Raw genomic sequence first — 15,821 nt, forward strand, 5'->3', positions numbered from 1 at the left:
ACGTCATGGTTGCACGCGGTCTGGCCGAGGGAAATGGATCAACCGAAGACGCCGGAGCAACCGGAGAACCCACTTTCGCCATCGCTTTCGGTGGTGGGGGAGCGAGGGGCCTTGCACATATAAATGTCATTGAGGCAATGGATGAACTTGGCATCCGCCCGGTGGCAATCGCCGGCTCCTCCATTGGAGCAATCATGGGAGCCGGCATGGCGGCGGGCATGTCCGGGCGCGATATCCATGAATATGCTGTGGCCACGCTGTCGCGCCGCGCCGAAATTGTTGCCCGGTTGTGGCGCCTGCGGCCAGCAAGTTTCGGAGAAATGTTCGGCGGGGGAATCCGGCTCGGCCAATTCAATATCGAAAGGGTCCTGAGAAACTTCCTTCCAGACCGGATCCCCGACACCTTCGAAGAACTACGCATTCCCTTGAGTGTCACCGCTACAGATTTCTATGGGCAGCGCGAAGTGCCAATCGCCAATGGCGACCTCTTCAGCGCCATTGGCGCTTCGGCAGCCATACCGGCATTGTTCCGGCCCGTCAGGCGTGATGATCGAATTCTGATCGACGGCGGCATCTACAATCCCGTTCCCTTCGACCACTTGAAGCACAAGGCGCAGTTTGTCATTGCCATTGATGTCGTCGGCGGCCCAGAAGGGGATATTGGCAGGTTCCCATCATCGATTGATGCGATGTTCGGGGCCAGCCAATTGATGATGCAGTCGATTATCGCAACACGGCTTCGCACTGATCCTCCGGCGATTTTCCTGCGTCCGAGCGTTGCCCGGTTTGGCGTCCTCGATTTCCTGAGGGTCGAACAGGTTCTGAGGGATTCTGCTGGCATCAAGGACGAATTGAAGCGGGCCGTTGATGCAGCCATCACCTATGCCGAACGTCGGGAGCCCGAGTGAAAGGACTTACTCAGCCGGTGTTGCATCGGCCTCGACCGCAATATCCATTTCTTCGTCTTTTACCGTATCGATACGCTTGGCTTCACGGGTCGGCCTGATCAAAGGCTCAGGCGTAACAGGCCGAGTCAACAGCAGATCATTGCCGGCTGTCAGGCCTTCCGACGCCTGAATATGCAGTCGGTCCTCGTCGCGACGCCTGATGTCCTGCATGATCTCGTAAGCGAGCTCTTCGCTGACTCCGAGCTCTTCCAGCGTCCGGCGGCCAAAGACCAGACCGGATTCTGAACGTTTCACGCAACTCGTAGTGAACGCCGCGTGCCCGCAATTTCAGTGTGTGGACGCGATCATAGGAACGCACGAAAAGTTTGATGTCCGGATATTCCGCCTGGATCATTTCAACGATCTGGTCAGTTGTTTCCTTTTTGTGCGTGCAAACCGCAACGATTTTCGCCTGTCTGATTCCCGCCGCTTCCAGCACTTCCTTGCGCGTACCGTCGCCGAAATAGATGCGGAACCCGAATCGCCCCGCGGCCCGGATACGATCGGCCGAAGCATCGATCACGGTCACATCGCTACCGCCTGCCAGAAGGATTTGCGCGGCGATCTGCCCGTAACGCGAGAATCCGATCATCATAACGTCGGAGCCAGCACCTTCAAAATCCTCGTCGATTTCAACATCGGTGTCATGATTGACCAGAAACTTGTTTCCGAGCGCAACGGATAGCGGCATGACGGCCATTGACAGTGTTACGACGGCGATCAGTTCGGACGCAGTGGAGCCGCTCATCAATCCCGCCGCTGCAGCTGTCGAAAACAATACGAAACCGAACTCACCACCCTGCGGCAGGAAGAAGGCGATGCGGATGGCGTCGTTGTGACTGGAGCGAAACAGCCGCGCCAGTGCGTAGACGAGAAGCGCCTTGATGGCCATGAATACCGGCACGGCCAGAAGAATGTCGACCCAATTATTGAGAATTACCTCAAGGTCAAGCGAAAGCCCGAGGGCGATGAAGAACAGGCCGAGAAAAACACCACGAAACGGTTCGATATCGGCTTCGAGTTCATGCCGATAGGACGATTCCGCCAGAAGGACGCCAGCAATGAAAGCGCCCATCGCCATGGAGAGACCGGCGAACTGCATCAGCACAGCAGCGCCAATCACGACGAAAAGTGCGGCCGCAATCATGACCTCGCGCGCGCCGGTATTGGCGATGAAGCGGAAAAGTGGATTGAGCAGATAGCGGCCAACAGCGACGATCGCGCCAATGCAGATAACCGCAATGAGAAATTGGCCAAGCGGATCGGCTTGGTGCTGCGCCGAGTCGGGCGCAAGAACAGGAATCATTGCGAGGAGTGGCACGATTGCCAGATCCTGGAACAGCAGGATGGCAAACGAAGTCTGGCCGTGCTGCGTTGCTGTTTCGCCGCGTTCTTCCAAAATCTGCATGGCGAATGCCGTTGAGGAAAGGGCGAGACCAAAGCCGGTCACGACAGCCGCTTGCCACATCATCAGATTGAATGCCAGGATCACGGCCGTCAAGGCAGCGCCCGTGACGATGACCTGTGCGGCTCCTAACCCAAAAATCGCGTGGCGAAGTGTCCATAACCGGGAAGGCTTGAGCTCCAATCCGATTACAAAAAGCAGGAACACGACGCCGAGTTCGGAAAAATGCAGGACCTGTTCGCCATCCGTTATAAGATTGGCAAGTGGCCCGATCAACAGACCCGCGGCGAGATAGCCAAGAACTGTTCCGAGCCCCAGCCGCTTGAAAAGCGGGGCCGCGATGATTGCGCCGGCAAGCAGTGCCAATGCCTGAAAATAAAGGTTGCCGCTTTGCGAAAGCATAGGTTCGTTATCCGGACTGGGAGATTGTTGCGTTCGGTTGCCTTGATAGACCCCAATTTGCACCATATAGGAAGGTATGCGTCTGACCTGTGTCAGATAAGTCCTTGCATCCTATCATGCAATCAACCTTAGAGACGAATATGACAGAGCCTGTAAATTCGCGCGAATTCGTAGATAATGCCACTGCGCTTGTCGAAGCTGCCAGGCGTGCGGGAGCGGATGCAGCCGATGCGGTTGTCGTACGGTCGCGTTCCTCCGGCGTCAGCGTTCGATTGGGAAAGGTTGAGTCCACCGAGATCGTCGGAAAGCGACGAATTTTCTCTGCGGGTCTTTGTGGGCCGTAAGGTGGCAAGCATATCGGCGAATGCCGGTGCTGACCCAAAGGTGCTCGCCGAGCGTGCAGTCGCCATGGCAAAAGTCTCGCCGGACGACGCCTATGAGAGCTTGGCGGCACGGGAAAATCTAGTACGCAACATACGCGATCTCGACCTCTACGATGCCACGGTCGTCGATGCCGCGCAATTGACTGAGGTTGCCCTTGCCGCCGAAGCGGCGGCACTCGCAGTCGAAGGCGTAACCAACTCGGGTGGCGGCTCCGCATCCGCGGGCATGGGGGGCTCGTACTCGTCACCTCGGATGGGTTTGCTGGACAATATATGGGTTCACGCTTTTCTCGTTCCGTGAGCGCCATTGCCGGAAGTGGTACGGCAATGGAACGGGATTATGATTTTTCGTCACGAATATATTACGATGCACTTGAAGATGCTGCGGCCATCGGCCGTTCGGCCGGGGAACGTGCGGTCAAGCGGCTTGGCGCACGTCAAGCCAGGACTGGCCGCGTCAACGTGGTCTATGATCCTCGTGTTGCGCGCGGCATGGCCGGCCATTTGGCCAGCGCAATCAATGGCGCATCGGTGGCACGCAAGACCAGCTTCCTGAAGGATCGCATGGGTGAAAAGATACTGAGCGAAACAATCACCGTCACCGACGATCCTTTGCGGGTTCGGGGCCCTTCGTCACGACCCTTTGACGGCGAAGGTCTGGAGGGTGTGCCGTTGAACATGATCGAAAATGGTGTTCTCAAGCACTGGTTCTTGTCGACATCGACCGCAAAGGAACTGGGGCTTACGACCAATGGCCGGGGCGTCCGTTCCGGTTCCACGGTAGTCCCGTCTTCGACAAATTTCGCCATCGAGCCAGGTGAACAGGACCCGGGAGAGCTCATACGCGCCGTCGGCACGGGCTTCTATGTGACAGAGCTTTTCGGCCATGGTGTCGATATGATTACCGGCGAATATAGCCGCGGCGCATCGGGTTTCTGGATTGAGAACGGCGAGATCTCCTATCCGGTGAGCGAAGTTACTATTGCTTCCAATTTGAAAGAGATGTTCCTCAATCTTACCGCAGCCAGTGACATCGACCGCAATTTCGGCGTGGCCAGCCCGACCCTCGTAATCGAAGGCATGACACTTGCCGGCAAATAAGCAAAATCGCGACGATCTCGAGCTTATACGTGAGGCAGCGGAAGGGGCTGGCAAGATTGCCTTGTCCTATTTCAAGCAGGCTCCGCAAATCTGGATGAAGACCGGCAACTCGCCAGTCACGGAAGCCGATCTGGCGGCGGACAAATACCTGAAGGACATGTTGCTGACGGCCCGGCCCGACTACGGCTGGATATCGGAAGAAACACACGACGAGCGGGCGGTGTCACAGCGTCAGCGTTTCTTTGTCGTCGATCCAATCGACGGGACTCGCGCTTTCATCGAGGGGTCTGATGTCTGGTGCGTCAGCGTCGCAGTCATCGAAAATGGCCGCCCTGTCGCAGGTGTCCTTGAATGCCCCGCCCGTAACGAGATCATTACCGCACTGCCTGGTCATGGCGCGCAGCAGAATGGCAATGTCATTCGAGTTCAGGCCGAAACCAGGCCATTCAAGGTTGCAGGACCAGGCGCATTCCTGAAGCGGCTACCGGAGCGTTTCCTTGCATCGATGGAACATGCTCCCTACGTAGCCTCTCTGGCATACAGGATAGCAATGGTGGCACGGGGCGATATTGCCGGGACGTTCGTGCGCCCCAATTCCCATGACTGGGATTTGGCAGCGGCGGATCTCATCCTTTCGGAAGCGGGTGGCAATGTCTTGACAGCCGAGGGCAAGGCGCTCACTTACGGCTTGCGCAACACCAGCACCGGTGATTACCGCCACGGTGCGCTCGTCGCAGCAAGCGGGCTACTAATGGATAACATGTTGGACGTTGTCGCAGAAACCGCCTTCGGCTAAACAAGCAACAATCATCATCGATCAATTTTTGGACGGGCAACCATGAGCGAAAACACATCCGAGCCGAAACAGCTGCTGCATCTGGTTTTTGGTGGCGAGCTGAAAAAATTGGGCGGCGTTGAGTTCCGCGATCTCGACAAGCTTGACATTGTCGGCATCTATCCCAATTTCGAGACCGCGCAGCGCGCATGGAAATCCAAGGCACAGCAAACCGTCGACAATGCCCATATGCGCTATTTCATCGTCCACATGCACAAATTGCTGGACCCCAATACGGGTAAGGCAGGTTGATCGCGCGTCGCGGTCCCGAATTGACAACGGCATGATCGAAAACAGCTCAGCAACAACCAAGGCCCCCCGGCGCAAAGGTGGGGCACTGAAACGTTTTTGGCGGTCGGTACGGGGGCCCTTGGCAAACTCGCCTATGGTTCGGTCCCTGATCGTCTGGCTGATCACCCAGTTTTTCCGGCTCGTGCACATCACCAATCCCCGGCTGCGTGGTTCCTCGGACTTGGAGGACATGAAGCGCGGCGGCGAACCGTTTATCGCTGTTGCCTGGCATGGACAGCATTTGATGGCGCCATTTCTTATGCCCCGTGGCGTTCGTTTCGTTGCGATGTTTTCCAAAAGCAAGGATGCGGAACTCAATGCACGGGTTGCGGAACGATTCGGGGTGGAAATCGTGCGCGGCTCTGGGGGGAGGGGAGCGCGCGAGAGGAACGGAGAAGGGAGGCGCGAGAGCGCTTCTCGTTCTGAAAAAGGCATTGAAGGAGGGTAAGACGGCGGCGATGATTGCTGATATTCCTCATGGGACGCCGCGTGACTCGGGATTTGGCGTCATTCTCCTGGCGAAATTGTCTGGTCGTCCTATTCTTCCGATTTGTTATCTGACGTCTCGCCGGAAAGTTCTGGAGAAGAGCTGGGATAAGACCACCATTCCCTTGCCATTCGGCAAATCGGGGTTGATTGTCGGCGACCCAATCTTTGTTCCCGAGGACGCCGATGATGCGATGCTGGAAGCCAAGCGTGTTGAGTTGACTGATAGCTTGAATGAGAACACTAGACGGGTGCATGAGCTCGTGGATGGCGCGGCATGAGTGAGCGATGGGCGCGTCTGGTCCTGAGTACCTATCGATGGGTGGGTGCAGCGGCCTTCCCGGTTGTTGGCGCCTATGTTGCGTTCCGCGCCAGCAAAGGCAAGGAAGAACGCGGACGTCATGGTGAGCGTTATGGTGTCGCCAGCGTCGCACGCCCCTCCGGTCCGCTGATTTGGGTCCATGCTGCCAGTGTCGGCGAGACTTCCGCAGTCACTCCGCTGGTGGAAGCAATTGTCGATATGGGCATCCACGTTGTGTTGACGACGGGTACGGTTACATCAGCGAAAATGGTTCAGGACCGGTTGGGCGATCGTGTTATCCACCAGTATGTTCCGCTCGATCTAAAGCCCGCTGTTGACCGTTTCCTTACTCATTGGCAGCCGGATCTCGCGATTATCTGCAGATCCGAAATCTGGCCGATGACCATCCTCGAATTGGGGACCCGCAGGGTTCCGCAGGTTCTGGTCAATGGCCGCTTGTCGGATCGGTCCTTTGCCAACTGGCATAAGCGCCCTTCGATAGCGGAAGCTCTGTTCGAAAACCTCGCGCATGTCGTAGCGCAGTCTGAAATCGACGGTGAACGGTTTCGTACGCTGGGCGCAAGACCGGTAACGGTTTCTGGCAATCTGAAAGTCGATACGGCGATCCCGCCTGTGAACGACGCGGAACTAAGCGCGTTGCAACGGATGATCGGATCGCGGAAAACCTGGGCCGCCATCTCCACCCATCAGGGTGAGGAGCAGATCGTGGCGCAGGTCCACCATATGTTGAAAGCGCGGCATCGCGATTTGCTCACGATCATTGTACCGCGCCACCCGGATCGAGCGATAGAAATCGCTGCTGAAATCGAGAAGATGGGGATGAAGGTTGCGTTGCGTAGCCGCGGCGATCAGATCGCGCCGGATACGGATATATATCTCGGCGACACGATCGGCGACATGGGGCTTTATCTCCGCGTGACGGAAGTCGCCTTTGTCGGCCGCTCGCTGACTGCGCAAGGCGGTCAAAATCCGCTTGAACCGGCCATGCTCAGATCGGCTATCCTGTCGGGACGCAATGTCCAGAACTTCCGGGATTCGTACCAGCGTCTCATCAAGAATGGCGGGGCGAAGCTTGTGCGCGACAAGGATATGCTTGCGGGTGCGGTCAATTACCTCTTCAACAATCCGGAAGAGCGCCAGGTGATGATCGATGCCGGATTGAAAACGGTCGAAGATATGCGCGGCTCTCTGACGCGCACCATGACGGCCCTGGAACCGTTTATCCAGCCTCTTGTGTTGCAGGCCCGGCTGAGCAATCGCGAAGGCGGCTGGAAATGACGAGCGAAGCGCCTCCATTCTGGTGGGAAAAGCCGGATTGGCGCGCTCGGGCCTTGAGCCCTTTGTCGAGAATCTATGGTGCCGTCGCGGGCCGGCGCATTCGCCGCGCCAATCCTCCTGCTGTGCCCTTGCCGGTCCTGTGTATCGGCAATTTTACCCTGGGTGGTGCGGGAAAGACCCCGACGTCGATCGCCTTTGCGCAAGCGGCTGTTGCCGCCGGTCTCAAGCCGGGGATAGTCTCACGCGGGTACGGCGGGGCATTTTCCGGCCTGCACCGCGTTGATCCTGATCATGACAGTGCACGCCACGTCGGCGACGAGCCCATGCTCCTAGCGCGCCATGCTCCAGTGGTGGTTTCTGCGGATCGACTGGCCGGTGCCAAGGCCCTGCAGGCGGCTGGCTGCGACTTCATCATCATGGACGATGGTTTCCAGAGTGCCCGGCTTCATTTTGATTATGCCTTGATGGTCGTCGACGCCGGACGTGGCATCGGCAATGGTCGCGTGTTTCCCGGAGGTCCGCTGCGCGCGCCGTTGACTGACCAGCTTGTCCGTACCGACGCATTGTTGAAAATTGGCACCGCCAGTGGTGCCGACCAACTCGTGCGTAGTGCTGCACGTGCTGCTAAGCCTATCTATGAAGCGGTATTGAAACCCCGGACAGCAGAGATTTCGCGCGAGCCGTTGCTTGCCTTCGCGGGTATTGGCGATCCCTCCAAATTCTTCAGGACACTGCAGGAGGCAGGTGCGACGGTTGCGCAAACAAGGTCATTTCCCGATCATCACCCCTATACGAATGAGAACATCGAAGAGTTGATAAATGCCGCCGACAAGGATGGTCTCACACTGATCACTACGGCGAAAGATCACGTGAGGCTGTTAGATGGCGGCCTGGCCTCGAGGGCATTTGCCGAGCGCATATTGGTATTGGAAATCGAACTGGCTTTCAGCCATCCGCAAACTGCCTCGCGCATTATTCGTGAAACGCGTGAGCGCGCCCGGATGCGCGAGATCAAGCGCTCATAGTCTTCCGCGGAGCTTGAGCTTTGGTGGGGCTTCACGCATCGGGATATCAAGATTGCTGCCCGTCGTCTGACTGTACATCCGATCATTGGAGAAGATCACCGCGCCTGCGCGGCGAATTTCAACCGCCAGCGCGACGCGTTTCGGCCCGGACGCCGGCACCGCGATCTCATAACCAACCGGAAACGTAACATTGCGACCGAGAGTGAAGCTGGTAGAGGCGAGCTTGGGCATGGGCGCAGAGTTGCCGCCGGTGGCATCATGGGCCGCCACGAACACGACCGAACTTGCCGTAAGCTGATAATAGGGCGGCCCTTGCAAGTAGCCGCGAATGGTTTTCGTCGGTCCGCTGTAGGCTGGGGCGCGGCTTGCGCCGTCGGTCGTACAGGCGCTGACTGCAAACAGCCCGAGGGCGAATATTGAAGTCAGGGCCGCGCGCCGGGATGTCATTTGTCAGGCCTTCGTTCGCTGGCGCAGGGCGGGATTCATTTGGATTTCTCGCTCCAGTGAAATCCGCGCGTCCGCATAAGCTTCCTGGCGCGCGACACTCCAATATTTGAGCTCGTCGAGCGGGATCTTCTCCGAAGTCACCGCGCAGAGCACATAGGAACCTGGTGACAGGACCTGAAAGTCGCCGTCGAGATAGCGAATTTTGGCCTCACGGGAGCCCGGCCCCTCAAATCTGTTCATTAAATTTGTTCCAGTTCAATCATTCAGGGTCATTTACGCGCCAGCGGTCACGCCGGTCAAGACTTAGCGGCGGCCAAACAACCGCTCAATATCGCTGAGTTTGAGCTCGATATAGGTTGGCCGGCCATGATTGCACGTGCCGGAACCCGGCGTTTCCTCCATCTGCCGCAGCAGCGCGTTCATCTCATCGGGTTTCAAGCGCCGGCCGGACCGGACTGAACCATGGCAGGCCATGGTTGCCGCGACATGGTCGAGAATGGCTTTCAGGCCATTGGATGTGTCATGCTCGGCGATCTCGTCGGCTAGATCGCGAATGAGCTGCGGCGTGTCTATTTCACCTAGCATCGACGGTGTCTCGCGCACCGCAACAGCGCCAGGGCCGAAGGATTCGATGCCGAGGCCGAAGCGCGCTAGAGTCTCGGCATGCGCGACGAGCCGTTCGACGTCCTCCTCGGGAAGATCGACGATCTCCGGGATGAGCAGCATCTGGGCCGGCAGGGGCCGCGAATGCAGAGCGTTCTTAAGCGCCTCGTAAACCAGCCGCTCATGCGCGGCGTGCTGATCGACAATCACCAGACTGTCCTTGGTCTGCGAGACGATGTAATTCGCGTGAATTTGCGCTCGGGCCGCGCCGAGTGGATTCGACAGCAGGTCCGGTGCGACTTCTATCGTTCCGGCGCGCGCATCAGCCGCGAGCGCCTCTGCTCGATCGTAGAGGAATGTCTGAACCGTTTCGGCAAAACCATTTTCGCTGTTCTTGAAACCGGATTCCGGCTCAAGCGGGCGATAGGGCGACCGCTGCACATGGTAATTCTGATTGACCGCTCTTGCGCCCTGCCAGTGCTGCCCGGTGACACCCGGTGGGCTGGGTTCCATGCCACCGAGGCGGAATGAATTCAGCATGGCTTCGGCGCCGCTCGTTGCCGCTCGAATGCCCGATTGGCCAAGAGCTTCGCGGATGGCGCCGACAATAAGCCCACGCACCAGTCCGGGGTCCCGGAAGCGTACATCAGCCTTGGCCGGATGCACATTGACGTCGACCAGCGCCGGATCGAGATTAAGAAAAAGTACGACGACCGGATGCCGGTCGCGTGAAATCACGTCGGCATAGGCGCCGCGGATAGCACCCCATATCTGCTTGTCGCGGACCGGCCGGCCGTTGACATAGGCAAACTGGTGCAGGCTGTTGGCGCGATTGAACGCAGGAATACCGGCAAAACCGGTCAAACGCACACCATCACGCATGGCGTCGATCGCAATAGCGTTTTCCGGAAACTCCTTACCCAGCACTTGCGAAATGCGCTCCAGCATTCCGGCCGAGCCTTCACCCGTTGCGGCGAGGTCCAGTGGCGTACGGTCACTACCGGCGATGGAAAAGCGAATATGCGGAAATGCAATGGCGACGCGCTTCACCACGTCACTGATCGCGGAAGCTTCTGCCCGGTCCGTCTTCATGAATTTCAGTCGCGCGGGGGTTGCGAAGAACAGATCGCGTACCTCTGCGATGGTTCCGCCATTCATCGGCGTTGGGCGCGGACCATCCATTCTCCCCCCATGCACGCTGATCTCGAAACCGGAATCGGCCTCTGCTTTGCGTGATTTGACCGACAGCCGCGATACCGAACCGATCGATGGCAACGCTTCACCGCGAAACCCCAGTGCGCGAATATCATGAACGTCGTCCGTGAGCTTGGATGTACAATGACGTGAAACGGCTAGCGACAGCTCGTTCGAAGGAATGCCTGAACCATTGTCGGTGACACGTATCAGGTTCTTACCGCCACCTGCCGTGACGATCTCGATGCGCGTCGCACCCGCATCGATGGCGTTTTCGACAAGCTCCTTCACGACACTCGCGGGCCGTTCGATGACTTCACCTGCGGCAATCTGGTTGATGATGGTTTCTGTGAGCTGTTTGATGGCCATTTAAGACATATAGTGGATTCGGTTCACTGCGGAAATCCGGCCGCTTCACAAGTCCCCGGAAAATATTTTAAGCTGAAAACATCTGGTCAGCACCACGATTTTGATGGTAGGTCTTTTCCAAGTATCAAGGAGGAAAACCCATGGCCAATTCCAAGCCGTCCTTTGTCTGGACTGATCCCTTTCTCTTGGAAGATCAATTGACCGAAGACGAGCGGATGATCCGTGACAGCGCGCGCGCCTTCGCGGAGGGCGAACTTTTGCCACGCATCGAAGAGGCCTATCTTGAGGAAAAGACTGATCCGGAGCTCTTCAGGCTGATGGGTGAATCGGGCCTTCTCGGCGTAACCCTACCCGAAGAATATGGAACCGCCGGCGCATCCTATGTCGCCTACGGCCTCGTAGCGCGTGAGGTCGAGCGAGTTGACAGTGGCTATCGCTCGATGATGAGCGTCCAATCATCGCTGGTTATGTATCCGATTTATGCATATGGCTCGGAAGAGCAGCGAAAGAAGTACCTGCCAAAGCTCGCATCTGGTGAGTGGATCGGTTGTTTCGGACTGACCGAACCCGATGCCGGTTCTGATCCTGCTGGCATGAAGACCCGCGCGGAAAAAGTGGCGGATGGCTACCGCCTGTCCGGTTCGAAAATGTGGATATCCAATTCTCCGATTGCCGACGTTTTCGTCGTCTGGGCAAAATCCGATGCGCACGATGGCCAGATCCGTGGTTTTGTGCTGGAAAAAGGCATGAAAGGTCTTTCCGCCCCGAAGATCGGCGGTAAGCTCTCCCTGCGAGCCTCCATCACCGGCGAAATTGTTATGGATGGCGTCGTCGTTGGTGAAGAGCAACTGCTGCCAAACGTCTCGGGATTGAAGGGTCCGTTCGGATGTCTCAATCGCGCCCGCTACGGTATTTCCTGGGGAGTCCTGGGTGCCGCGGAAGATTGCTGGCAGCGAACGGTGCAATATGGCCTCGACCGCAAACAGTTCGGCCGGCCGCTTGCGGCAACGCAGCTTTTCCAGAAAAAGTTCGCGGATATGCAGACGGAAATTGCGTTGGGCCTCCAGGCTTCGCTGCGCGTTGGCCGCTTGTTCGATGAGGGCAAGGTCACGCCGGAAATGATAAGCTTGGTCAAGCGCAACAATTGCGGCAAGGCACTCGATATTGCGCGCGTCGCCCGCGATATGCATGGCGGTAACGGCATCCAGATCGGCTATCACGTGATGCGCCACGCGCAGAACCTCGAGACGGTCAACACGTATGAAGGCACGCATGACGTGCACGCTCTTATCCTTGGCCGTGCGCAGACCGGTATTCAGGCGTTCTTCTGAGCATGGAGTGGACGTCTGACCATCGATCGCGATGGTCAGACTTATTAATTCACGGGTTGTGAGCGAGGGCCGTACAGTGCTTTTCAAGCGCGGCCAGAAGAATGCATAGCGCAATGCCTTCCGAAGCCAGCCGAACTTCCTGAAGTGATGGATAGGTCGGGGCGAGGCGCAGGGTGCGATCGTGCGGATCACGGCCGTACGGGGAGGTGGCACCAGCCGGCGTCAGAACCACGCCAGCCTGCCGCGCAAGATCGACAACATGCTTGGCCGTCCCTTCCATGGCGTCCACGCAGATGAAGTAGCCGCCCTCGGGCTTGGTCCAGTTAGCAACACCGGTCCCGGCCAGCCGCTTTTCCAGCGCTTCGATGACCGTATTAAACTTTGGAGCAATCAGGGCGCGGTGCGCTTCCATGTGCTGATGCAGGCCGTCGATGTTTTTCAGAAAACGCACGTGCCTGATCTGGTTGAGCTTGTCGGGTCCTATCGTGCGTTTCCCGGCGCGGGCGAGATACCACTTCACATTCGCTGCGGAAGACGCGAACAATGCAAGGCCAGCGCCGGCGAGTGTTACCTTCGATGTAGAGGCGAAGACGAAGGCCCTGTCAGGATTGCCCGCTTGCTCGCACAAGTCGAGAATGTTGGCGATTTCGTGCCGATGTACCGTCAGGTGATGCACCGCATAGGCATTGTCCCAGAACAGCCGGAAGTCAGGTGCTCCCGTCCGCATGGATGCAAGACGCTCCAGAACCTCAGTCGAGTAGACCTCTCCCGAAGGGTTCGAATACTTCGGAACGCACCACATGCCCTTTACATCGGGATCGGCGGCCAGTTCCTCGACCATGTCCATATCCGGTCCATGTCCCGTCAGAGGAACAGGGAGCATGCGAATGCCATATTCTTCGCAAATAGCGAAATGCCGGTCATACCCCGGCACTGGGCAGATGAAGGCTGGTGTGCCCGATTGTTGCGACCATGGCTCAATCTCGTTTGAAACGCCTTTGAACAGCGACCAAACAAGACAATCATGCATGAGAGCAAGGCTGGAATTGTCTCCGACCACGATGCGGTCGGCAGGCGCACCCATGATTGAGGAAAACAGCGAGCGCACCTCCGGCAGGCCTTGCAGACCACCGTAATTGCGTGCGTCTTCGCCAGCTTCGCTGAAGTGATCGCCATTCCCGGGCAGCGCAAGCATTCCATTGGCAAGATCCAGCTGTTCCGGGCTCGGCTTGCCTCGCGTCATATCGATCTGGAGGCCGCGGGCACGAAAAGCTTCGTAGTCACCCAGGACCTTATTGCGCAGCGTTTGCAGGTCATCGGCGTTCAAATCAGCAATTGTAACCATGTCCACTCAGCCTTTTTGCTGCTGAACAATGCCGTAAATATTGGTCGACCGTGCGCCGGAGCGGCAATAGGCGAGGACCGGTCCTTCAGCTTCTTCCAGGGCGGTGGCCATGGCGTCAACATCATCCTGGGTCAACTGACCCGACACGACGGGAACATAATAGACCGGAATGCCTGCTTTTTTCGGCAACTTGGGCAATCTCGGCGAATTCAGGCTGATCTGCTGCTTCGCCATCGGGACGATTGCAAATAATTGCACTATAGCCCGCAGCAGCAATATCGCGCACATCATCCGGTGAAATCTGCCCGGTCACGGCAAAGCCTTCGTCAATTCGACGGATATCCATTTTCTGTCCTTGGAGAGAGTTAATGTCGACACCACCATACATCAAAAGAAGGTTAACGCCATATCAAAGCAATTTCACGATTGGTATGTGCCTATTAATTAATCAAATTAATTTACATGACTAAAGTATAAGCTGTGCGGGAACACCCGCTTTCGCGGGTCTAATTCTGATTGCGGGCGGCACTCAGGCAAAAGTCGATAATATGCTGATAATTTTGAACAATCCATAAAACATGCCCTACGCGGCCGAGTTGGCATGGTCGTTGCTTTGACTCCCTTGGTGCATACAACCAAAAGAGGGGTTTACCTGAATGTGCAATCTAACAGCCAGATTTATTGGTACCTTGGCAGCCGCGGCAATCGGCGCGTCGCTGGCCCTGTCGCCGGCGACAGCCGCAGAGGAAACGATCAAGGTCGGTATTCTGCATTCGCTATCCGGGACGATGGCGATCTCCGAGACCACGCTCAAGGACACGATGCTGTTCCTGATCGATGAGCAGAACAAGAAAGGTGGTGTTCTTGGTAAGAAACTGGAAGCGGTGGTTGTGGATCCTGCCTCCGACTGGCCGCTTTTTGCTGAAAAGGCACGTCAGCTTGTTGAACAGGACAAGGTTGCGGCCGTATTCGGCTGTTGGACTTCATCCTCGCGCAAATCCGTTCTTCCGGTATTCGAAGAACTGAATTCACTGTTGTTCTACCCAGTCCAGTATGAGGGTGAAGAAAGCTCGCGCAACGTCTTCTACACAGGCGCGGCTCCAAACCAGCAGGCCATCCCTGCCGTCGATTACCTTGCCAAGGAAGAGGGCGTCGAGCGCTGGGTGCTCGCTGGTACTGACTATGTATATCCGCAAACCACCAACAAGATCCTGAAAGCCTATCTCAACGCCAAGGGCGTCAAGGATGAGGATATCATGATCAACTACACGCCATTCGGTCACTCCGATTGGCAGACGATCGTCTCCGACATCAAGAAATTCGGTTCCGCAGGCAAGAAGACGGCCGTTGTATCAACCATCAATGGCGATGCCAATGTGCCATTCTACAAGGAACTCGCCAACCAGGGCATCAAGGCAGAAGACATTCCGGTCGTTGCCTTCTCTGTTGGTGAAGAAGAGCTTGCCGGTCTCGATACCAAGCCGCTTGTAGGACACCTCGCGGCCTGGAATTACTTCCAGTCGGTCGATGCCGATGTCAATGCCGAATTCATCAAGGAATGGCATGCCTATACCAAAAACGACAAGCGCGTGACCAACGATCCCATGGAAGCAACCTATATCGGTTTCAACATGTGGGTGAAGGCTGTTGAAGCTGCAGGCAGTACGGACTCCGACGCAGTGATTGACACCATCGTTGGCGTTTCGGTTCCGAACCTTTCCGGTGGTTCTTCCACCATGATGCCAAACCACCACATCACCAAGCCGGTGCTCATTGGCGAGGTGCAGGATGATGGCCAGTTTGACATCGTCTACCAGACACCTGGCCTCGTCGTTGGTGACGAATGGTCCGACTACCTGCCGGGCTCCAAGGACCTGATTTCCGATTGGCGCAAGCCGATGTCGTGCGGCAACTTCAACGTTGTCAGCGGCAAGTGCGGTGGGGTCACCAACTAGGGTTCGAACTCCTCCCAGGCTTCGGGTCAGGGGCATCGTCCGAAGCCGGTTCCACCTCCGCCACGGCGGGGGTGGAACCCCCTGGAGACCTTCAACGCAGGA

11 protein-coding genes and 4 pseudogenes are annotated in these 15,821 nt (G+C 57.1%); 9 read left to right on the forward strand and 6 right to left on the reverse strand.

The window, feature by feature from the left end; all coding sequences use genetic code 11:
- Window positions 1–5: 5 nt before the first annotated feature.
- Window positions 6–908 (forward strand): patatin-like phospholipase family protein, encoded by a 903-nt coding sequence (locus tag N8E89_RS11345; RefSeq protein ID WP_106664336.1) that lies wholly within the window; start codon window positions 6–8, stop codon window positions 906–908.
- A gap of 6 nt (window positions 909–914) precedes the next feature.
- Here N8E89_RS11345 and N8E89_RS11350 read toward each other — a convergent pair.
- Window positions 915–2,754, reverse strand: a pseudogene (locus N8E89_RS11350) (monovalent cation:proton antiporter-2 (CPA2) family protein).
- A 140-nt stretch (window positions 2,755–2,894) separates the two neighbouring features.
- Between N8E89_RS11350 and N8E89_RS11355 the strand changes: the two are divergent.
- The 6 genes and pseudogenes from N8E89_RS11355 to lpxK all read left to right on the forward strand — a co-directional run bounded on the left by N8E89_RS11355 (window position 2,895) and on the right by lpxK (window position 8,475).
- A pseudogene (locus N8E89_RS11355) lies at window positions 2,895–4,238 on the forward strand (TldD/PmbA family protein).
- The gene (locus N8E89_RS11360) at window positions 4,225–5,034 is read left to right on the forward strand and encodes a 3'(2'),5'-bisphosphate nucleotidase CysQ (protein ID WP_106664333.1); all 810 of its coding nucleotides are present in this window, start codon (window positions 4,225–4,227) and stop codon (window positions 5,032–5,034) included. Before N8E89_RS11355 ends, N8E89_RS11360 begins: the two are co-directional and overlap by 14 nt.
- Window positions 5,035–5,076: 42 nt before the next feature.
- The gene (locus tag N8E89_RS11365; protein ID WP_106664332.1) at window positions 5,077–5,325 is read left to right on the forward strand and encodes a DUF4170 domain-containing protein; all 249 of its coding nucleotides are present in this window, start codon (window positions 5,077–5,079) and stop codon (window positions 5,323–5,325) included.
- 31 nt (window positions 5,326–5,356) lie between these two features.
- A pseudogene (locus N8E89_RS11370) lies at window positions 5,357–6,131 on the forward strand (lysophospholipid acyltransferase family protein).
- A complete protein-coding gene (waaA, locus tag N8E89_RS11375) occupies window positions 6,128–7,450 on the forward strand; it encodes a lipid IV(A) 3-deoxy-D-manno-octulosonic acid transferase (protein ID WP_262259930.1) in 1,323 nt (440 codons plus the stop codon). The pseudogene N8E89_RS11370 and the gene waaA overlap by 4 nt, the downstream one beginning before the upstream one ends.
- The gene (gene lpxK / locus N8E89_RS11380) at window positions 7,447–8,475 is read left to right on the forward strand and encodes a tetraacyldisaccharide 4'-kinase (RefSeq protein ID WP_106664329.1); all 1,029 of its coding nucleotides are present in this window, start codon (window positions 7,447–7,449) and stop codon (window positions 8,473–8,475) included. The genes waaA and lpxK overlap by 4 nt, the downstream gene beginning before the upstream one ends.
- On the opposite strand, the gene N8E89_RS11385 is transcribed toward lpxK, so the two are convergent.
- From N8E89_RS11385 to mutL, 3 genes are all read right to left on the reverse strand, one after another.
- Window positions 8,470–8,922 (reverse strand): hypothetical protein, encoded by a 453-nt coding sequence (locus N8E89_RS11385; protein ID WP_106664328.1) that lies wholly within the window; start codon window positions 8,920–8,922, stop codon window positions 8,470–8,472. The genes lpxK and N8E89_RS11385 overlap by 6 nt on opposite strands.
- A gap of 3 nt (window positions 8,923–8,925) precedes the next feature.
- Window positions 8,926–9,162: a DUF2093 domain-containing protein gene (locus tag N8E89_RS11390; RefSeq protein ID WP_106664327.1), complete on the reverse strand. Its 237-nt coding sequence runs from the start codon at window positions 9,160–9,162 to the stop codon at window positions 8,926–8,928.
- 63 nt (window positions 9,163–9,225) lie between these two features.
- Entirely contained in the window at window positions 9,226–11,088 is a 1,863-nt protein-coding gene (mutL, locus tag N8E89_RS11395; RefSeq protein WP_262259931.1) for a DNA mismatch repair endonuclease MutL, read from the reverse strand.
- A 140-nt stretch (window positions 11,089–11,228) separates the two neighbouring features.
- Between mutL and N8E89_RS11400 the strand changes: the two genes are divergently transcribed.
- Entirely contained in the window at window positions 11,229–12,419 is a 1,191-nt protein-coding gene (locus N8E89_RS11400; RefSeq protein ID WP_262259932.1) for an acyl-CoA dehydrogenase, read from the forward strand.
- 49 nt (window positions 12,420–12,468) lie between these two features.
- Here the strand turns inward: N8E89_RS11400 and N8E89_RS11405 are convergent, their stop codons facing one another.
- The gene (locus N8E89_RS11405) at window positions 12,469–13,764 is read right to left on the reverse strand and encodes an aspartate aminotransferase type Ic (RefSeq protein ID WP_112760008.1); all 1,296 of its coding nucleotides are present in this window, start codon (window positions 13,762–13,764) and stop codon (window positions 12,469–12,471) included.
- Window positions 13,765–13,770: 6 nt separating this feature from the next.
- Window positions 13,771–14,110 (reverse strand): annotated as a pseudogene (locus N8E89_RS11410) (TIGR01244 family sulfur transferase).
- A 310-nt stretch (window positions 14,111–14,420) separates the two neighbouring features.
- Between N8E89_RS11410 and urtA the strand changes: the two are divergent.
- A complete protein-coding gene (gene urtA, locus N8E89_RS11415; protein WP_106664324.1) occupies window positions 14,421–15,719 on the forward strand; it encodes an urea ABC transporter substrate-binding protein in 1,299 nt (432 codons plus the stop codon).
- The last annotated feature ends 102 nt before the right edge of the window (window positions 15,720–15,821 follow it).

The organism is Phyllobacterium sp. A18/5-2 (assembly GCF_025452215.1).
GTDB classification, from domain to species: Bacteria; Pseudomonadota; Alphaproteobacteria; order Rhizobiales; family Rhizobiaceae; genus Phyllobacterium; species Phyllobacterium sophorae.